Origin of the sequence: Nonomuraea pusilla, from assembly GCF_900109355.1 — a bacterium.
GTDB lineage: Bacteria > Actinomycetota > Actinomycetes > Streptosporangiales > Streptosporangiaceae > Nonomuraea > Nonomuraea pusilla.
Genome location: NZ_FOBF01000027.1, coordinates 47,042 through 64,228, shown reverse-complemented (window position 1 = coordinate 64,228; position 17,187 = coordinate 47,042). Strand labels below are relative to the sequence as shown.

19 protein-coding genes are annotated in these 17,187 nt (G+C 72.9%); 8 read left to right on the top strand and 11 right to left on the bottom strand.

Going from position 1 to position 17,187, the window contains the following annotated elements; translation table 11 throughout:
• Window positions 1-13: 13 nt before the first annotated feature.
• Window positions 14-760, top strand: a complete 747-nt coding sequence (locus tag BMX74_RS38015; protein ID WP_091105303.1) for an MBL fold metallo-hydrolase — start codon at window positions 14-16, stop codon at window positions 758-760.
• On the opposite strand, the gene BMX74_RS38010 is transcribed toward BMX74_RS38015, so the two are convergent.
• The 4 genes from BMX74_RS38010 to BMX74_RS37995 form a co-directional block, all read right to left on the bottom strand.
• Window positions 738-1,181 carry an NUDIX hydrolase gene (locus BMX74_RS38010; RefSeq protein ID WP_091105302.1) on the bottom strand — a complete coding sequence of 148 codons (444 nt, stop codon included), beginning with the start codon at window positions 1,179-1,181 and terminating at the stop codon, window positions 738-740. The two genes, BMX74_RS38015 and BMX74_RS38010, sit on opposite strands and share 23 nt — an antisense overlap.
• A 56-nt stretch (window positions 1,182-1,237) precedes the next feature.
• Complete coding sequence (locus BMX74_RS38005) at window positions 1,238-1,711, bottom strand: TspO/MBR family protein (protein WP_091105300.1); 474 nt, start codon at window positions 1,709-1,711, stop codon at window positions 1,238-1,240.
• A 29-nt stretch (window positions 1,712-1,740) separates the two neighbouring features.
• Window positions 1,741-2,697 (bottom strand): YbgA family protein, encoded by a 957-nt coding sequence (locus BMX74_RS38000; RefSeq protein ID WP_091105332.1) that lies wholly within the window; start codon window positions 2,695-2,697, stop codon window positions 1,741-1,743.
• 552 nt (window positions 2,698-3,249) lie between these two features.
• Window positions 3,250-3,609: an ArsR/SmtB family transcription factor gene (locus BMX74_RS37995; RefSeq protein ID WP_091105299.1), complete on the bottom strand. Its 360-nt coding sequence runs from the start codon at window positions 3,607-3,609 to the stop codon at window positions 3,250-3,252.
• A gap of 38 nt (window positions 3,610-3,647) precedes the next feature.
• Between BMX74_RS37995 and BMX74_RS37990 the strand changes: the two genes are divergently transcribed.
• The 3 genes from BMX74_RS37990 to BMX74_RS37980 all read left to right on the top strand — a co-directional run bounded on the left by BMX74_RS37990 (window position 3,648) and on the right by BMX74_RS37980 (window position 6,172).
• Window positions 3,648-4,547 carry a TIGR03620 family F420-dependent LLM class oxidoreductase gene (locus BMX74_RS37990; RefSeq protein ID WP_091105298.1) on the top strand — a complete coding sequence of 300 codons (900 nt, stop codon included), beginning with the start codon at window positions 3,648-3,650 and terminating at the stop codon, window positions 4,545-4,547.
• 34 nt (window positions 4,548-4,581) lie between these two features.
• The gene (locus BMX74_RS37985; protein WP_055510329.1) at window positions 4,582-5,541 is read left to right on the top strand and encodes an SDR family NAD(P)-dependent oxidoreductase; all 960 of its coding nucleotides are present in this window, start codon (window positions 4,582-4,584) and stop codon (window positions 5,539-5,541) included.
• Window positions 5,542-5,803: 262 nt separating this feature from the next.
• Complete coding sequence (locus BMX74_RS37980; protein WP_091105296.1) at window positions 5,804-6,172, top strand: hypothetical protein; 369 nt, start codon at window positions 5,804-5,806, stop codon at window positions 6,170-6,172.
• 701 nt (window positions 6,173-6,873) lie between these two features.
• Here the strand turns inward: BMX74_RS37980 and BMX74_RS37975 are convergent.
• Together BMX74_RS37975 and BMX74_RS37970 are read right to left on the bottom strand one after the other, a co-directional pair.
• Window positions 6,874-7,506, bottom strand: a complete 633-nt coding sequence (locus tag BMX74_RS37975; RefSeq protein ID WP_055510333.1) for a DUF47 domain-containing protein — start codon at window positions 7,504-7,506, stop codon at window positions 6,874-6,876.
• 13 nt (window positions 7,507-7,519) lie between these two features.
• Entirely contained in the window at window positions 7,520-8,458 is a 939-nt protein-coding gene (locus BMX74_RS37970) for an inorganic phosphate transporter (RefSeq protein ID WP_055510335.1), read from the bottom strand.
• A gap of 203 nt (window positions 8,459-8,661) precedes the next feature.
• On the opposite strand from BMX74_RS37970, the gene purU reads away from it, so the two are divergent.
• Entirely contained in the window at window positions 8,662-9,516 is an 855-nt protein-coding gene (gene purU, locus BMX74_RS37965; RefSeq protein WP_055510337.1) for a formyltetrahydrofolate deformylase, read from the top strand.
• Window positions 9,517-9,559: 43 nt separating this feature from the next.
• Here purU and BMX74_RS37960 read toward each other — a convergent pair whose 3' ends face one another.
• The 3 genes from BMX74_RS37960 to BMX74_RS37950 are packed head-to-tail and all read right to left on the bottom strand — an operon-like array spanning window position 9,560 to window position 12,772.
• Window positions 9,560-9,910, bottom strand: a complete 351-nt coding sequence (locus tag BMX74_RS37960; RefSeq protein ID WP_055510339.1) for a VOC family protein — start codon at window positions 9,908-9,910, stop codon at window positions 9,560-9,562.
• 2 nt (window positions 9,911-9,912) lie between these two features.
• A complete protein-coding gene (locus tag BMX74_RS37955) occupies window positions 9,913-10,707 on the bottom strand; it encodes a helix-turn-helix domain-containing protein (protein WP_091105294.1) in 795 nt (264 codons plus the stop codon).
• Between the two features lie 7 nt (window positions 10,708-10,714).
• Complete coding sequence (locus BMX74_RS37950; protein WP_091105293.1) at window positions 10,715-12,772, bottom strand: prolyl oligopeptidase family serine peptidase; 2,058 nt, start codon at window positions 12,770-12,772, stop codon at window positions 10,715-10,717.
• Between the two features lie 294 nt (window positions 12,773-13,066).
• Here BMX74_RS37950 and BMX74_RS37945 point away from each other — a divergent pair, with 294 nt between their 5' ends.
• From BMX74_RS37945 to BMX74_RS37935, 3 genes are read left to right on the top strand one after another with little or no spacing between them, the layout of a single operon-like run.
• Window positions 13,067-13,573: an HNH endonuclease gene (locus tag BMX74_RS37945; RefSeq protein ID WP_055510343.1), complete on the top strand. Its 507-nt coding sequence runs from the start codon at window positions 13,067-13,069 to the stop codon at window positions 13,571-13,573.
• Window position 13,574: 1 nt separating this feature from the next.
• A complete protein-coding gene (locus tag BMX74_RS37940; RefSeq protein ID WP_091105290.1) occupies window positions 13,575-14,387 on the top strand; it encodes a GNAT family N-acetyltransferase in 813 nt (270 codons plus the stop codon).
• A 60-nt stretch (window positions 14,388-14,447) separates the two neighbouring features.
• Window positions 14,448-14,660, top strand: a complete 213-nt coding sequence (locus BMX74_RS37935; protein ID WP_082535707.1) for an FmdB family zinc ribbon protein — start codon at window positions 14,448-14,450, stop codon at window positions 14,658-14,660.
• A 59-nt stretch (window positions 14,661-14,719) separates the two neighbouring features.
• On the opposite strand, the gene BMX74_RS37930 is transcribed toward BMX74_RS37935, so the two are convergent.
• Window positions 14,720-15,214, bottom strand: coding sequence for a helix-turn-helix transcriptional regulator (locus BMX74_RS37930; protein ID WP_055510348.1), 495 nt, complete (start codon window positions 15,212-15,214; stop codon window positions 14,720-14,722).
• Window positions 15,215-15,295: 81 nt separating this feature from the next.
• Window positions 15,296-17,134, bottom strand: a complete 1,839-nt coding sequence (ilvD, locus tag BMX74_RS37925; RefSeq protein WP_082535708.1) for a dihydroxy-acid dehydratase — start codon at window positions 17,132-17,134, stop codon at window positions 15,296-15,298.
• Between the last annotated feature and the right edge of the window lie 53 nt (window positions 17,135-17,187).

The window sequence follows — 17,187 nt, the reverse complement described above, 5'->3', positions numbered from 1 at the left end:
AGGAGGCGGCGGCATGAGGCTGACGGTGCTGGGCGGGTGCGGCGCGTGGCCGGCCGCGGGGCAGGCGTGCAGCGGGTACCTGGTGGAGCACGAGGGCTTCCGGGTCCTGGTCGATCCCGGCTACGCCACGCTGCCCAGGCTGCTGGAGCTGGTCCGCGCCGAGGACGTCGACGCCGTGCTGGTCAGCCACGGGCACCCCGACCACTGCTCCGACCTCAACCCGCTGCTGCGTGCCCGCGCGCTGGGCGACGCGCCCCCGGCGGCGCTGCCCGTCCACGCGCCGCCCGGCGCCCTCGACGCCGTGCTCGCGCTCGACCGCGCCGGGATGCTGGCGGGCAGCTTCGAGCCGCACGACCTGCGGCCCGGCACGCCGTGCGAGGTCGGCCCGTTCCTGATGGAGGCGTTCCCGCTCCCGCACCACGTGCCCAACGCGGGCCTGCGGCTGAGCGCGGGCGGCAGGACGGTCGCCTACACCGGCGACACCGGGCCCGACCCGGCGCTCGTCACGCTCGCCGCGGACGCCGACCTGCTGCTGGCCGAGGCCACCTACCCCGAGCGGGTGCCGGACGAGGACGCCCCCTACCTGTCCACGGCCCGCGACGCGGGCCGCACCGCCGCCGCGGCAGGAGCGGCCCGGCTGCTGCTCACCCACCTGTGGCCGGACACCCCGCACGAGCCCGCGCTGGCCGCCGCCGCGGCGTCCTACGCGGGCGAGACCGCGGTCGCCGTCGGCGGGCTCACCGTCGATCTCGGCGGGTGAGCTCCTCCACCACGGCCGCCAACTCCGGGGGCTCCAGGTTCTCCCCGGGCAGTTCCTCGGCCCAGAGGTGGCCGAGGTAGGCGCCGCGCTCCTCCTCGGTGAGCGCGCGCGGCGCCACGTCCGGACGCGCCGCGGCGAACCTGGCCAGGAAGAACGGCTCCGTCTTGACGTACCTCACGCCGAGCCAGGTGAAGTCGCGCTCCACAGTCACCGGGCCGTCCAGCACGGCACCGGCGTCGAGCCCGGTCTCCTCGGCCAGCTCGCGCCTGGCCGCCTCGATCGGGCTCTCCCCGGGGTCGAGGCCGCCGCCCGGCGGCTCCCACACGGTCGTGCCGCTCACCCGGTCGTACCAGTGGAGCAGCAGCACCCTGCCGTCACGGTCGAGGCACACGACCCGCGCGGCCGGACGATCGGAGCCCATCCGGCACCTCCTCCCCTGAGGACACCCGGGGAGATCATGCCAGAGGGGCCGGGCGCTCAGGTGTTCCTGGCGGCGATCGAGCCGTTCAGCGCGGTCGCGAACGCCGTCCAGGCGACGTACGGCACCAGCGCCAGGCCCGCCCGCCGGTCGGCGCGCAGGAACCGGCGCAGGAGCACCACGTTGGAGACGTCCAGCGCCACGACGTCGAGCATCGCCAGCCAGGGGGAGCGGGCCCGGAAGAACAGCGGCGTCCAGGCGGCGTTCAGCGCGAGGTTCACCGCCAGGGCGGAGGCGATGCCCCTGCGGTCGCCGTCCGACGACAGCGCCCGCGCGCCCGCGTACGCGATGAGGGCGTACACCGGCGTCCACACCAGGGCGAACGTCTGCCGCGGCGGCTGCCACGGCGGCTTGCGCAGCGTGCGGTACCAGGACATGCCCGACGCCGACGCCCTGCCGCCGACGACCGCTCCGGCCGTGACGGCGGCGCCCGTCATCAGCAGGTTCCGTCGGAAGTTGCCCCGTTTCGTCATGGCGGGCCTCCTACCCGCCCGTCCCCGCCTCATGTTCCAGGGGGCACGTGGTGGCGCAGCCGCAGATCGTCGGGGTAGGGCGAGAAGTAGCTCTGGTCGCGTACGTACGCGGCCGGCTCGCCCCGCGCGTGGTGGCGCAGCAGCGTCGTGGGGACGCTCAGCGGCACGAGCCCCCGCCGGTACGAGTCGATGACCTCGACCAGGTCGGCCCGCCGCTCCGGATCGAGATCGATCATGCCGAGGCAGTGCTGCAGGACGTTCACGTTCCTGCCCGTGGTCGCCTTCCTCGCCAGGACGGCGCGGAACACCTCCGCGTACGCGGCCGCGACCTCCTCGCGCGGCCCGGACCCCGCCCGCGCCACCACCCGGCCCGCCTCCCGGTAACGCGTCGGGTCGTGCGCGAGGAGCTGCATCTTGTGCCGCGCGTGGAACTCCACCAGGTCGCGCGGACGCCAGTCGCCCTCCATGAACGCCCGCAGCCGGGCGTGCGCGAAGATCCGCTCCACGAAGCTCTCGCGCAGCACCGGGTCGTGCAGCCTGCCCTCGTCCTCGACGGGGAGCAGCGGGTGGCTCTCGATGACGACGTCCGCGAACACGCCCCGGTGCCGCCGGTCCACCGCCGGGCCGCCGGAGGCGTACAGCGGCACGCCGTGGACGCCGCAGCTCGGGCTCTTCGCCTTGAAGACGTAGCCGTCGACGTCGAGCGCCGCCGACCGCTCCCTGGCCAGGGCCACCATGCGGTCGGTGAGATCGGCGCCGCCGGAGCGCGTCACCAGCCGCGCGTCGCCCCGAGGGGAGCGCTCCAGCCGCAGCGTCTCCCTGGGCGCCCCCAGGCCGAGCTCGATCTCGGGGCAGACGTGCTCCCACTCGACGTACGGGCCGAGGACGTCGGTCAGGAAACGGTCGCGGCTGTGCCCGCCGTTGTACCTGACCAGGTCGCCCAGCAGACAACCGGAGACGGCGACCCTCGGCCGTACGTGCCGCATGTCGATCACGTCCTCCACCCCCCGGATGCACGGCCCCCCACTCGTACCCCTCGTCGGGACGCGTAAGAGCGACCACCCGCCGCTCCCCGCGGTGCGGTGAAGCGGGCGCGCCTCGCCGTCCACGTCACCGCCGCGGGGCCAACCCCCGCCCCCCTGACTGGACGCGACGGCGGAACCTCCCGTACGGCCTACCCGGCCCCCGCACACGGGCTACTCGGCCCCGCGCACGGGCCACCCGGCCCCGCGCACGGCTTTCCGGGCGCCCGCCGCACGGCCTACCTGGCCTCACGCCCCCGGCGTAACCGGCCGCCCGGGCAGGGCACACCCGTCCGACCGGCACGCCTGCACCTCTACCCCCGGATCCGGACCAGGCACCTCGTCCGTGGCCCGCCCGGGTGGCAGGCGGGGAGCCCCACCTCCGGGGAGCGCGGGGACGCCGCGTCTTGGCCGTCTGCGGGGACGCCGCACTTCCGGGAAGCCTGAGGCCGCCGCATCTTGGGCGGATGTGGAGGCGCCGCACCACCGGCGGTCGCCGGGACGCCGCGCCGGGGGTCAGCCGAGGGCGGCGTCCTCCTGGAGGACCAGGTCCAGCAGCCCGGGGAAGCGCTCGTCGAACTCCTCGCGTCGCAGGCGGTTCAGCCGCCTGGTGCCCTCGTCGCGCTGCTCCAGCAGCCCGACGTTGCGCAGCACCGAGAAGTGGTGGCTGAGCGTGGACTTCGCCACGGACAGGTGGGCGAACGTGCCGCACGGGCGCGTCCAGTCGGGGACCGAGGCGAGCTCGCGCACGATGCGGCGGCGTACCGGGTCGCCGAGCGCGTCGAGCGCCGCCTGCAGCGACACCTCGACGGGGGACGTGTGGGTGAGGCCGCGCGCCCTGTTCGACGGCGACCGAACATTGATGTACTGTTCCATCTCGATCGAACATGCTACCCGCTGCGGGGAGGAGCGACATGGACACCGGTCACGTCGGAGTGTGGCACCCCATGATCGGCAGGGCGCCGGCCGAGCAGGGCCGCCGCGCCGCCGCCCGCATCGAGGAGCTGGGCTACGGCTCCGTGTGGGTCAACGAGGGCCCTGGCAGCAAGGAGCCGTTCGCCAGCGCCGCGATCCTGCTCGCCGCCACCCGTCGCGTCGTCGTCGGCACCGGCATCGCCAGCCTCTGGGCGCGCGACGCCACCGCCATGGCGGCGGGCGCCGCCACCCTGGCCGAGGGCTTCCCCGGCCGCTTCCTGCTCGGCGTCGGCGTCAGCCACGGCCCGCTCGTCGCCGGGCGCGGCCACGACTACGGCAGGCCGCTGGCCACCATGCGCTCCTACCTGGAGGCGATGGACGACGCCAGGAAGGGCCTGATCGACGCCCACGCGCCGCGGCTGCTGGCCGCTCTGCGGCCGAAGATGCTGGAGCTGTCGCGCGACCAGGCCGACGGCGCGCACACCTACTTCGTGCCGCCCGAGCACACCGCGCGGGCCAGGGAGATCCTGGGTCACGACCGCCTGCTGGTGCCGGAGCAGGCCGTGGTCGTCGAGACCGATCCGGCCAGGGCCCGCGCCGTCGCCCGCGACCACATGAAGATCTACCTGACGCTGCCCAACTACCTGAACAACCTGCGCACGCTCGGCTTCACCGACGCCGACTTCGCCGACGGCGGCAGCGACCGCCTCGCCGACGCCGTCGTCGCCTGGGGCGACCCGGAGACGATCGCCAGGCGCGTCCGCGCCCACCTCGACGCCGGAGCCGACCACGTCGCCCTCCAGCCGCTCTCCGCGGGCGTCCCCGACCTCGCCGACGCCCTCACCCAGCTCGCCGACCTGGCTCCGGCTCTCGGCCTGCGAGAACGGGGCGAGGGTTGACTTCGAGCGCACTCCAGTTCGTACCGTCGAAGCCATGACTACACCGCAACACCCCATCGGGTCGGGTTTCGGAGCCAGGAGCACCGCGGAGGACGTGCTGCGGGGCATCGACCTGTCCGGCAAGCTCGCGCTGGTCACCGGCGGCTACTCGGGCCTGGGCCTGGAGACGACGAAGGCGCTCGCGAACGCGGGAGCCAGGGTCGTCGTGCCCGCCCGGCGTCCGGCCGCCGCCAAGGAGGCGGTCGGCGGTCTCGACGGCGTGGAGATCGACGAGCTCGACCTGGCCGACCTCGGCAGCGTCCGCGCTTTCGCCGAGCGGCTCCTCGCCACCGGGCGCGACCTGCACATCGTCATCGACAACGCCGGCATCATGGCGACGCCGCAGACCCGGGTCGGGCCGGGCTGGGAGGCGCAGTTCGCCACCAACCACCTGGGGCACTACGCGCTGGTCAACCTGCTGTGGCCGGCGATCGCCCGCGGCGGGGGCCGCGTGGTGTCGGTCTCGTCGGCCGGCCACCACCGCTCGCCGATCCGGTGGGACGACGTCCAGTTCGAGCGCGGCTACGACAAGTGGCTGGCGTACGGGCAGGCCAAGACCGCGAACGTGCTCTTCGCCGTGCACCTCGACGCGCTCGCCAAGGACACGGGCGTCCGCGCGTTCTCGCTGCACCCGGGCGGCATCCTGACCCCGCTCCAGCGCCACCTCGCCAAGGAGGAGATGGTCGCGGCGGGCTGGATCGACGAGGAGGGCAACGCCCTCGACACGTCCTTCAAGACGCCGGAGCAGGGCGCGGCCACCCAGGTGTGGGCGGCGACGTCGCCGCAGCTCGCGGGGATGGGCGGGGTCTACTGCGAGAACTGCGACATCGCGCCGCCCGCTCCGGCGACGGGCGAACGGTTCGGGGTGCGCGACTACGCGGTCGACCCGGACGAGGCCGCCCGCCTGTGGCACCTGTCCGCCACCCTCACCGGCATCGACGCCTTTGCTTCCTGACCGCCCGCGCTGTCCTCACGGGCGTCGGCGCCTTTGGTTCCTGACCGCCTGCGCCGTCCTCACCGGTATCGGTGCCTTCTCTTCCTGGCCGCCTGCGCTACTTCGCCTCCCACAGCCCAACGTGCTGTCGCCTTGACGAGAGCACGCCTCACAGCGCGCCAGGCAAGATCGGGATAGCTTGGAGCCGGCAGCGTCCATGGAACGGGAACCACCTTCGACCGCTGCGCCGGCGTGGAAGCGCTCCGCGAGAAGGAAGGAACGCGTGACAGTGGCACGGGTACTCGTGATCGGTCTCGATCCCGCCAAGATTCAGGGCTGGGATCCGCAGCCGATCCAGACGGCGATAGCACGGGGTCAGGCCCGTCTCGACGATCGTGGCATCGAGGCCGACTACTGCCTGGTGGCTCTCGACGAGAACCCGGAAAGGGCGGTCGTCGAGGCGCTGACTCGCCGAGAGTACGCCTGCGTGGTCGTCGGGGCCGGCATCCGCAAGCACGAGCCGCTGCTCAAATTCTTCGAGAAGGTGGTCAACCTGGTCAGGCAGCACGCGCCCGACGCGGCCATCGCCTTCAACAGCACGCCGGAGGACACCGTCAACGCCGCTCTGCGGTGGCTCCCCCGAGGCGCGTAGCGGGCCGTGATCAGGAGACGGCGTTGACCCGGGGTATCGAGGCGCGCTGGCGGAGTCCGGCGAGGCAGCTCTCCGTGGTCCTGCCGTAGGAGGCGGCCGGCGGCCCGCCCTGGAGCGCCCCTCCCGTCAACCCGGCCCGAACCGGGTGGAGGCGGCCCGCCCCGCGCCGGACCCGTCGGTCGGGTAGGGGGCGGCCCGCTCTGAGCGCCGGGCTCGGTGGGAGCCGGGCGGTGGGCGGGTCGCCCTGTGCTGGGCCTGTTGGCTTGGTGGGGACTGGGTGGGGGCGGCCATTTCTGGGCGCCGTGCCCGTCGGTTCGGTGGGAGTCGGGCGGTGGGCGGGTCGCCCCGCGCCGGGCCCGTTGGCTTGGTGGGGACTGGGTGGGGGCGGCCATTTCTGGGCGCCGTGCCCGTCGGTTCGGTGGGAGCCGGGTGAGGGCGGGCCGCCCTGCGCCAGGCTCGTCGGTCTGGTGGGAGTCGGGTGGGGGTGGGCCGCTCTGGGTGCCGGGCTCGTCGGCCCCGGCGGGAACTGGGTGGCGAGGGCTCGCAGCTTGTTGGTCAGGCGCTCGGCGGGGTTCCTCTTCCTGGGGAGGTCGGAGTCATTCCTGACAGGCCGCCCGTCCATGGAGTCTCTTCCGGGGTTCTTCTCGGGCGCGGGCCGGCGGCATTGCGTGGCGGTCTGCGGGTGCCGGGCGGTGGTCCGGTCAGCGTTTCATGGCGCCGTCGGCGATCGCGTCGGCGGCGTCCCCGATGGCGATGCCGACGATCTCCAGGCGCCGGACGAGCTCCCGCTCCTTCAGCGAGTCGGACGTGACCTCGCCGGAGAAGATGCGCGAGATCTCGTACTGGTACATCCGGCGGATGGCGCCCCCGGCCTTCTTGGCCTCCAGGGCGTCCTGCACGACGACCGACGGCCGGGTCGCCATGTCGCGTACGGCGCTCTCCAGGGCGTCGATGCCGACGATGACCTGGTCGAGCAGCGGGGTGAAGCGGATCTGCTCGGGCACCCGGTACAGGTGCGACTCGCGGACGAAGTCGCGCAGCGAGTCGAGCACGTCGTCGATCGAGCGCGACAGGCGGAACAGGTCCTCGCGGTCGATGGGGGTGACGAGGGCGTTCTTGAGTTCGTCGATGAGGCGGGCGCGTTCTTCGTCGCCGAGGTGTTCGATGGCGCGCATCTGCTCGTGCGCGCCGGTCCTGCCGACCTCGCCGCCGATCATCGCCATGGCCAGCCAGGCGCCTTCCTTCGTGGCTTCGAGCTGGCCGAGCAGGGCGTCGGTGAGGCCGCTGTCCATGCGGCCGGTCATGAGGTCGCGGATCCGGCGCAGCCGCTTCACGTCTCCACTCCTTTCACGACTTCGCTCCCTTCACGACGATCGCGAGGATCCAGGCGAGTACGCCGCTGGCGGGAAGGGTGAGCAGCCACGCCACGGCGATCTTGACGGCGGCGAACCAGCGGACGCGGCCGCTGCCCTGGGCGACGCCGGCGCCGATGAGCCCGCCGGCGATGGCCTGCGTCATGCTGACGGGCATACCCACGGCGGAGCAGGCGGCGACGGCGGTGCCGCCGGCGAGTTCGGCGGCGACGCCGTGGGCGGGGCGGAAGACGATGAGCTCGCGGCTGAGTGACCGGCCGGCCTTGGGCAGCCCGTACATGGCGCCGAGGGCGAACAGCACGGCGACGAGCGACGTGTACGCGAGGGTCGGCCGGGTGAGCCCGAGCGCGATCATGAACACGGCCAGCATCTTCTGGCCGTCGTTGGCGCCGTACGCGATGGTTTGGAGCAGGAAGCCGGCCCAGTGCCAGCGGGGCAGCCCGCGGGGTGTGGTGACGATGACGAGGACGCGGACGAGCACCCAGGCGAGCAGCCCTCCGGCGATGGGCGCGGCCACGCCGAACAGCAGCACGAGCCCGACGGACCCGCTGGAGACGGGCAGCCCCCAGCCGAGCCCGGCGCCGGTGATGCCGCCGACGACGGCCAGGGTGAGGCTGGTGGGGCGGCCTCGGGCGTTGAGCACGGCGACGACGGCGAGGGCGCCGGCGACGGCGACGACCATGGCGGTCTGGGCGCCGGGCTGGTCGAAGGCGGCGAGCCGGGTCGTGAACGTCCGCGCCACCTGGAACGTCACGAGGGGCACGGCGGCGACCACGACGGCCATCAGGAGGATGCCCACGGCGGGTTTGACGGCGGGTAGTTTGAGCCCGGTGGCGAGCAGGGCGCCGCCGTCGTTGACGCCGGTGATGACGGCGAACAGACCGGCGACCACGACGAGTACGACGGTGTCCACCTAGCCCTGCTCCATCCTGTCAGCCCGAGTCGGGGTAAATGCCACAGCAATGGTGGGTATCTACCCAAGAACAGTGAATTGATGGTGGAGGAGCAGACGGTAGTCTCGTTCGATCAGGCTGCCGCACTGAGCGGGCGTCCTCGAAACCCTGCCCGGAGCAGTGCCCTGAACCCATGTCCATGAGGTGCCACGAGAGTGAAGGCATGACCAGCCCAGCCGAGTACGTCCTGACTCTGTCCTGTCCCGACCGGCCCGGCGTGGTGGCCGCGGTCTCCGGCCTGCTGGCCGGGCGCGGATGCAACATCACCGAGAGCCAGCAGTTCGGAGACCGGGCGAGTCAGCGCTTCTTCATGCGCGTGCAGTTCACGGCACCGCTGGGCGAGGACGAGGTGACGGGCGCCTTCGCGGCGCTCGCGCCCGACTTCGGCATGGAGTTCAGGCTGCGCGACCTGGCCAGGAAGCCCCGCGTGCTGATCATGGTGAGCCGCTTCGACCACTGCCTGAACGACCTGCTCTACCGGGTCAGGGCGAAGGCGCTCGACATCGAGATCGTCGCCGTCGTCTCGAACCACCCCGACCTGCGGCCGCTCACCCAGTCGTACGGCATCGACTACCACCACCTGCCGGTCACCCCGGAGACGAAGCCGAAGCAGGAGGCGGAGGTGCTGGCGCTGGTCGAGCACTACCAGGTGGACCTGGTCGTGCTGGCCCGCTACATGCAGGTGCTGTCGGGCGACCTGTGCGGGAAGCTGGCGGGCCGGGCCATCAACATCCACCACTCGTTCCTGCCGTCGTTCAAGGGCGCCAAGCCGTACCACCAGGCGCACGACCGCGGTGTGAAGCTGATCGGCGCGACCGCGCACTACGTGACGTCCGACCTGGACGAGGGCCCGATCATCGAGCAGGAGGTGGCCAGGGTCAACCACAGCCACTCGCCCGAGGACCTCGCGGCGATCGGCCGTGACGTGGAGTGCGTGACCCTGGCCAGGGCGGTCAAGTGGCACGCCGAGCAGCGGGTGCTGCTCGACGGCCACAAGACGGTGGTCTTCCCCCGGTAGAGCCCGGTGGAGCCCGGCAGAGCCCGGTGGAGCCCGGCAGGGGTCAGGGGCGGTAGGTGCCGAAGTACCAGAGGTTGCCCTCGGGGTCGGCGCACGCGTACTCGCGCGACCCGTACGGCTGGTCGGTGAGCGGGGCGGTGATGCGGGCGCCGGCGTCGCGCGCCCGGTCGTGGTGGCCGTCGACGTCCTCGACGGCGACGTACACGCCGGGCCCGCCGGCGCGGCCCTCGCCGATCATGACGATGTCGTCGCCCACCAGCAGTTCGGCGTGGTAGACGGCGCCCTGCTCGTTCGTGGACGCCTCGTGCACCAGGAAGCCGAACGCGGTGGTGAGGAAGTCGAGCGCGGTCTGGACGTTCTGGTAGCGGGCGAGTGCGTAAACGGTTCGCGTCATGGTCACAGCATCGCCTGCGCGGGCCCTTCCGGTCTTGGACGAATCTGACCGGGGGTGGTGCCGCCGAGCACGCGGAACTCTCGGTTCATGTGGGCCTGGTCGTAGAAGCCGCAGTGGGCGGCGACGCGCGCGATGGGTGCGCCGCCGCGCAGCAGCCGCACCGCCCTGGCGAACCTGATCACCCGGGCCGCGGCCTTCGGCGCGAGCCCGACCTCCTCGTGGAAGCGGCTCACCAGGTGCCGGTGGCTCCAGCCGAGCGTGGCGGCGAGCGCCGACACGCTGACGCCGCCGCCGGTGCCGAGCAGCCGCTCCCATGCCCACGCCACCTCGGGGCGCGGGTCGGGCCCGGCGCTCAGGCGCTCGCGCAGCAGCCGCTCCGCGAGGGCGAGCCGGTCGCGCGGGGTCGGGGTCGCGGCCAGCCGCTCCGCCGCCGTGCCCGCCCACGCCCCGAGGACGTCCTCGGCGGGGACGACCTGGTTGGTCAGGTGCCGCATGGGCAGGCCGTACAGGCGGCGGGCGCCGAACGGGGTGAGCACCACCTCGACGCCCTCGCCCGGCCCGGACACCCGGGTGAGCGTGTAGCGGTCGGCGAGCCCGCCCGCGAACGCGGTGAGCGGCCGCCCCTCGACCTCCAGCGGCGCGCCGAACCCGAGCACCAGCACGGCGCCCGGCAGGGCGGCCTCGGCCCGCGTCTCGGGGGTGCGGGGCTCCTCGCGGTAGGCGCACAGCCGGCTGACGTACGGCCGCAGGGCGGCGCCGGGGACGGCCTCGACCATGGCCGGCCCCGGCGCGCTCATGCCCGTGCTACAGACCGGTGTGGCGGGCGAGGAAGGTGAGCGTGTCGGCCGAGAGGTCCGCCGACCTGCTCACGGAGCGGGCGCCGTGTCCCACCTCGGCCTCGTTGCGCAGCAGCACCGGCCGGTCGCCGGACGTGGCGTGCTGCAGCGCCGCGCACATCTTCCACGCGTGCAGCGGGTGGACCCGCGTGTCGGACTGGAAGACGGTGAACAGCGTGGCCGGGTAGTCGACGCCCTCCTTGACGTGGTGGTACGGCGAGTACGCCCGCAGCCAGGCGAACTGCTCGGGGTCGTCGGCGGAGCCGTACTCGACGTTCCAGGTGGCGCCGAGGCCGAACCGCTCGTACCTGATCATGTCGAGCAGCGGGGCCGAGCAGACGACGGCGGCGTACAGGTCGGGGCGCTGCGTCAGCGCGGCGCCGACCAGCAGGCCGCCGTTGGACCCGCCGGAGATGCCGAGCTGCGCGGGCGTGGTGACGCCGGTGGCGATGAGGTGCTCGGCGGCGGCGTGGAAGTCGTCGAAGACGTTCTGCTTGTGGGCGAGCATGCCGGCGCGGTGCCACTCCTCGCCCTCCTCGCCGCCGCCGCGCAGGTTGGCGATGGCGTAGACGCCGCCGGCCTCGACCCAGGCCAGGATGGACGCCGAGTAGCCGGGGGTCATCGACAGGCCGAAGCCGCCGTAGCCGTACAGGATGGTCGGGCGCGGGCCTTCGGCGGCGTCGGCGGGGGAGATGACGAGCATGCGGACGTCGCTGCCGTCCTTCGAGCGGTAGACCACCTGGGAGGTGCGCACGGCCGGCACGTCGACCGCGCCGGGCGAGGCCGCCCAGAGCGTCGTCTCGCCGGTGCGCGCGTCGTAGCGCTGGATGGTGGGCGGCGTGGTGTTGTCGGTGTAGCCGAACCACGCCTCGTGGCCGCCCTCGGGCCGCTCGGCGATGCCGCCGATGCTGCCGAGGCCGGGCGTGGGCACCTCGCCGACGCGCTCGCCCGTGGCGAGATCGTGGATCGTGATCTCGCTGATGGCGTGGCGGGTCCAGCCCACGAGCATGACCGGGCGTTCCAGGTCGTCGAGGATCGCGAAGTCCGACAGCACGGCCTCGGGGTCCTCGGGGACGAGGTCGCGCCAGTGCTCGTGGCCGGGCTCGGCGGGGTCGGCGACGCACACGCGGCCCCTCGGCGCGTCGCGGTCGGTGTGGACGTACAGGCGGCCGTCGCGCCCGAACACCAGCCCGGTCTGGGCGTCGACGCCCTCCTGCACCACCCGCAGGTCGGGACGGTCGAGGGGCGAGGCGGTCAGGTCGGCGACCCACAGGTCGTTGCGCGGGGCGGTGCCCTCGTGCGCCGACACCTGCAGCCACCGCCCGTCGCGGGAGACCGAGACGCCGTAGTAGTTGGTCATCTTCAGGCCCTGGCCGAAGATCATGACGTCGTCCTCGGTGGAGGTGCCGACGCGGTGCAGGTAGACGCGGCGGTGGAACTGCGACTCGTTCTCCGGCACCTCGGTGCTGGGCAGGCGGCGCACGTAGTAGAACGCCTCGCCGCCGGGCAGCCAGGCGATCGGGGAGTAGCGGCAGCGGTCGATCGGGCCCTCGACGCGCGTGCCGGTGGCGACGTCCATGACGTACAGCACCGACTCCTCGGTGCCGCCCACCGAGATCTGGTACGCGAGCAGCCGGCCTTCCTTGTCGGGCTGCACGGCGTCGAGCGTGGTCAGGCCCGAAGGGTCGATCTCCATCGGGTCGATCAGCGCGCGCTCGGCGCCGCCGGCGTCGGCGACGTAGTAGACCGCGTGCTCCTGGTCGGGGGTGCGGCGGCTGAAGAAGCAGCGGTCGCCGCGCCAGGCGGGCGTGCCCACGGAGCCCGAGCGCAGCAGCTCGGTGATGCGGTGCTTGAAGCGCTGCGGCCCGTTCCGCTCGGCGAACAGCCCGGCCTGCGCGAGCAGCCACTCCTTGGTCTCGGGGCTGTCGGGGTCTTCCAGCCACCGGTACGGGTCGGGCACGGGCGTGCCGTGCACCAGGTCGACGATGTCCTCGCGGCGTGCGGTCGGGTACGGCGGTCGCGTCATGCCAGGAACACTACTGCCAAGGATGGTGCGCCGGGACGCGCGTAAAGGCCCGGTGATGTGGGCATAAAACGTACCGTCTGTCCCTCTCGTCGGCCCGTTCGGGGGATATGGGGTGGCGGGGACGACGCGCTAAAGGCCACACTTGGTGACAGGACGGCGCCGTGGGGACCATCCGCTGGGCCGTCCGGCGGAGGTCCACGTGACGGATGCACGAGCGCCCCAGGAGGGGCCGACAGACGGGACATGTTGCGACATGTCCCCTTTGATACGGGTGCAGCGGGGAGAGGCCCTGTGATGCGCCAAGTCCTGCTGCTGAACGCCACCTACGAGCCGCTGACCACGTTGTCCCTGCACCGCGCCATCGTGCTGGTGCTCAGGGAGAAGGCCGACGTCGTGCACCGCGACGGCCGGGGCGCCGTGCTGCGCTCCGCCACCTGCACGCTCGACGTGCCCTCGGTGATCAGACTGAGAAGATATGTCCGCATACCCTACCGATCCCGCATTCCTCTGACCAGGGCCGCCCTCATGCGGCGCGACGACTACCGCTGCGCCTACTGCGGGCAGCGGGCCGACACCATCGACCACGTCATCCCGCGGTCCCGGGGTGGCACGCACACCTGGGAGAACTGCGTGGCCTCCTGCACCTCCTGCAACCACAGGAAGGCCGACAAGTTCCTGGAGGAACTGGGGTGGGCTCTGCGCTTCGTCCCGGTGGTGCCCCGTGGCGCCCACTGGAGGCTCATCGGCGCCTCCGGCACGGGAGACCCGCTCTGGGCGCCGTACCTGGAGGCGGCGGCCTGACATGTGGTCCTTCACCTCCGACGCCCGCAAGTACGCCGAGGTCGCCGAGCCGTTCCTGCTCGGCGACCCGGTGAGCGACACCGTCCCGCTGACCGCCCTCAACGGTCTGCGCGCCGGCAGCCCGGCCGATGACCCCGTCCTCGGCTGGTGGGACGACGGCGGCGAGGTGCGCGGCGCGGCCGTGCGCACGCCGCCGTACCCGCTCGCCCTGGCCCGCATGCCGGTCGAGGCCGTCGCGCCCCTGCTGGACGTGCTGGGCGCGCCCCACGTCCGTCAGGTGCACGGCCCGGTGGAGCTGACCTCCGAGGTGGCCAGGCTGCTCGGCGCCCCGGTCAAGGAGGTGTCGGAGCGGCTGTACCGGCTGGGCGCGCTCGACGTCCCCGACGTGCCAGGACGGGGCAGGCTGGCGACGCCCGCCGAGTTCCCGCTGATGGTGAGCTGGTTCCACGCGTTCGGCACGGAGGTCGGGCTCGGCGAGACCGCCGACGCGGCCGAGCGCGTCGCCCAGCGCACCGCCGGGCGCGAGCTGTTCGTCTGGGAGGCCGACGGCGTCCCCGTGGCCTGCGCCGGGCTGTCGCCGTCCGCGGGCGGCGTGTGCAGGATCGGGCCCGTCTACACCCCGCCCTCCCGCCGCAGGAGGGGCTACGGCGCGGCCGTCACCGCGTTCGCCAGCCGGGTGGCGCTGGAGGAGCGCTGCGAGCAGGTGGTGCTCTTCACCGACCTGGCCAACCCCACCAGCAACGCCGTCTACCAGTCGATCGGCTACGAGCCGGTGGCCGACTACGCCCACCTCACGTTCGCCGCCCGGCCCTGACGTCCCCCTGCCCGCCCTGAGCCGCCCGCTCCGGGCGGACCCGGCGTTACCCTTGGTGGCATGCCGCGTTACGACTTCCGCTGCCGCGCCTGCGGCTCCACGTTCGAGGTGTCCCGCCCCATGTCCGCGTCCGGCGACCCGGCGGCCTGCCCCGAGGGTCACGACGACACGGTCAGGCTGCTGTCCACGGTGTCCATGACGGGCGGCGCCCAGGCCCCCCGCTCAGGCGGTGGTGGCGGGGGCTGCTGCGGCGGAGGCTGCTGCTCCTCCTGACGGGCGGGCGAGAACCGGCAGGCCGACGCGCGCCTGCCCGGCTCTCGCCCGCGTGACGGTCAGGCGGCCCTGCTGCGCCTGCGGCGCTGGAACGGCAGGAACCGGTCGGCGAGGTGCGGCCTGGACGGGGTGAGCGTCGGCTCGACCGCGAGGATCCGGTCGAACCTGAACGCCCTGATGGCGTGGCGCATCCTGCACACGCCCACGAGGTACCAGTACTCCCGGTGCACCAGGCAGGTGACCGGCTCGACGTCCCGCGTGCTGACGGTGCCCCTGGCGTCGCGGTAGTGCAGGCGGATCATGAGACGGCTGGTGATGGCGTCGGCGATGAGCCTGGCCCGCGAGGCCACGTCGGCGGGCAGCGGCTCGGTGAGGGTGGACAGCGTGGCGGCGATGACGTCGTCGTCGAGTTCCAGGTGCTGGAGCGTGTGCTGGAGGGCGCGCCTGGCGGTGACGGCCTGGGGGCCCGTGCCCAGATGGGCGAGAGAGAGGGCGAGGGCGGCGATCTCGGCGGTCGTAAGCGGGTGGGAGTGGGGCTTCACGACTGTCGTCATACCCCGAGAATACGGGCCAGGACCGACATTTTTCGAAAGCCTGTACGGCAGGAGAGTGCCTCCTGCCGTACAGGTAAGGGCTCAGCGTGACAGCTGCGTCAGGTCCCTCGACGCGCCGGTGGAGGCGGACGTCGTCATCGCCGCGTACGCCTGCAGCGCCGCGCTCACCGGGCGGTGCCGGTCGCGCGGGCGGTAGCCGCCCAGCTCGGCCAGCAGCCGCTCCCGCCGCGCGGCCAGCTCGGCCTCGGGCACGCGCAGCTCCATCGAGCGGTTCGGGATGTCGATGTCGATGATGTCGCCGTCCTCGACCAGCGCGATCGCGCCGCCCTCGGCCGCCTCGGGCGAGGCGTGGCCGATCGACAGGCCCGAGGTGCCGCCGGAGAAGCGGCCGTCGGTGACCAGCGCGCACGCCTTGCCCAGGCCCCTGCCCTTGAGGAACGAGGTCGGGTAGAGCATCTCCTGCATGCCGGGGCCGCCCTTCGGGCCCTCGTAGCGGATGACCACCACGTCGCCCTCCTTGACCTGGCCGCCCAGGATGCCCTCGACCGCCTGCTCCTGCGACTCGAACACGACGGCGGGGCCGCTGAACCTCCAGATCGACTCGTCGACGCCGGCCGTCTTGACGACCGCGCCGTCGCGGGCGATGTTGCCGTAGAGCACGGCCAGGCCGCCGTCGGCGGTGTAGGCGTGCTCCCTGTCGCGGATGCAGCCCGTCTCCCTGTCGAGATCGAGGGAGTCCCAGCGGTTGTCCTGCGAGTACGCCTTGACCGTGCGGACGTTGCCGGGCGCGGCGTGCCACAGCTCGACGGCCTCGGGCTTGGCGGTGGGCGACTTGACGTCCCAGCCGGCCAGCAGGTCGGCGAGGGTGCCGCCGTTGACCGTGGGGACGTCGCGGTGCAGCAGCCCGGCGCGGTCGAGCTCGCCGAGGATGCCGGGGATGCCGCCCGCCCGGTGGACGTCCTCGATGTGGTACTTGTTCGTGGCCGGGGCGACCTTGCACAGGCAGGGCACCCGCAGCGAGATCTCGTTGATCTCCTTGAGCCCGAAGTCGACCTGGGCCTCGCGGGCCGCGGCCAGGATGTGCAGGATCGTGTTGGTCGAGCCGCCCATGGCGACGTCGAGCGTCATGGCGTTCTCGAACGCCTCGCGGGTGGCGATCGAGCGCGGCAGCACCGAGGCGTCGTCGTCCTCGTAGTAGCGGCGGGTGATCTCCACGAGGGTGCGCCCGGCGTCCTCGAACAGCTGCTTGCGCGCCTTGTGCGTGGCCAGGATGGTGCCGTTGCCGGGCAGCGCCAGGCCAATGGCCTCGGCCAGGCAGTTCATGGAGTTGGCGGTGAACATGCCCGAGCAGGAGCCGCAGGTCGGGCAGGCGTTCTCCTCCATCGCCAGCAGCTCGTCGTCGGACACGCCCGCGTCGGCGGCGGCGATCATCGGGTCGATCAGGTCGAGCTTGCGGCCGGGCGTCTTGCCCGCCTCCATGGGCCCGCCGGAGACGAAGACGGTCGGGATGTTCAGCCTGAACGCCGCGAGCAGCATGCCCGGCGTGATCTTGTCGCAGTTGGAGACGCAGATCAGGGCGTCGGCGCAGTGGGCGTTGACCATGTACTCGACGGCGTCGGCGATCAGCTCGCGCGACGGCAGCGAGTAGAGCATGCCGCCGTGGCCCATCGCGATGCCGTCGTCGACGGCGATCGTGTTGAACTCGCGCGGGATCGCCCCGGCCTCGCGGATCGCCGCGGACACCACGTCGCCCACCTCGCGCAGGTGCACGTGGCCGGGCACGAACTGGGTGAAGCTGTTGGCCACCGCGATGATCGGCTTGCCGAAGTCGCTCCCGGCTACGCCGGTCGCCCGGAGCAGGGCCCGGGCACCGACCATGTTCCTGCCGTGGGTGACCGTACGTGACCTGAGGGCCGGCATTGCGCTTCTCCCATCGCTCGCGAGTCTTCCCATGGTAACGACCACCGCCCGGT

What these genes read in the sequence shown, in the direction of transcription:
- BMX74_RS37995 (WP_091105299.1), bottom strand. Translation starts at nt 3,609, where the DNA reads ATGGAACAGTACATCAATGTTCGGTCGCCGTCGAACAGGGCGCGCGGC.
- BMX74_RS37960 (WP_055510339.1), bottom strand. Translation starts at nt 9,910, where the DNA reads ATGACGCGAACCGTTTACGCACTCGCCCGCTACCAGAACGTCCAGACC.
- purU (WP_055510337.1), top strand. Translation starts at nt 8,662, where the DNA reads ATGACCAGCCCAGCCGAGTACGTCCTGACTCTGTCCTGTCCCGACCGG.
- BMX74_RS38000 (WP_091105332.1), bottom strand. Translation starts at nt 2,697, where the DNA reads ATGCGGCACGTACGGCCGAGGGTCGCCGTCTCCGGTTGTCTGCTGGGC.
- BMX74_RS37945 (WP_055510343.1), top strand. Translation starts at nt 13,067, where the DNA reads ATGCGCCAAGTCCTGCTGCTGAACGCCACCTACGAGCCGCTGACCACG.
- BMX74_RS38015 (WP_091105303.1), top strand. Translation starts at nt 14, where the DNA reads ATGAGGCTGACGGTGCTGGGCGGGTGCGGCGCGTGGCCGGCCGCGGGG.
- ilvD (WP_082535708.1), bottom strand. Translation starts at nt 17,134, where the DNA reads ATGCCGGCCCTCAGGTCACGTACGGTCACCCACGGCAGGAACATGGTC.
- BMX74_RS37935 (WP_082535707.1), top strand. Translation starts at nt 14,448, where the DNA reads ATGCCGCGTTACGACTTCCGCTGCCGCGCCTGCGGCTCCACGTTCGAG.
- BMX74_RS37940 (WP_091105290.1), top strand. Translation starts at nt 13,575, where the DNA reads ATGTGGTCCTTCACCTCCGACGCCCGCAAGTACGCCGAGGTCGCCGAG.
- BMX74_RS37950 (WP_091105293.1), bottom strand. Translation starts at nt 12,772, where the DNA reads ATGACGCGACCGCCGTACCCGACCGCACGCCGCGAGGACATCGTCGAC.
- BMX74_RS37955 (WP_091105294.1), bottom strand. Translation starts at nt 10,707, where the DNA reads ATGAGCGCGCCGGGGCCGGCCATGGTCGAGGCCGTCCCCGGCGCCGCC.
- BMX74_RS38010 (WP_091105302.1), bottom strand. Translation starts at nt 1,181, where the DNA reads ATGGGCTCCGATCGTCCGGCCGCGCGGGTCGTGTGCCTCGACCGTGAC.
- BMX74_RS37990 (WP_091105298.1), top strand. Translation starts at nt 3,648, where the DNA reads ATGGACACCGGTCACGTCGGAGTGTGGCACCCCATGATCGGCAGGGCG.
- BMX74_RS37985 (WP_055510329.1), top strand. Translation starts at nt 4,582, where the DNA reads ATGACTACACCGCAACACCCCATCGGGTCGGGTTTCGGAGCCAGGAGC.
- BMX74_RS37930 (WP_055510348.1), bottom strand. Translation starts at nt 15,214, where the DNA reads ATGACGACAGTCGTGAAGCCCCACTCCCACCCGCTTACGACCGCCGAG.
- BMX74_RS38005 (WP_091105300.1), bottom strand. Translation starts at nt 1,711, where the DNA reads ATGACGAAACGGGGCAACTTCCGACGGAACCTGCTGATGACGGGCGCC.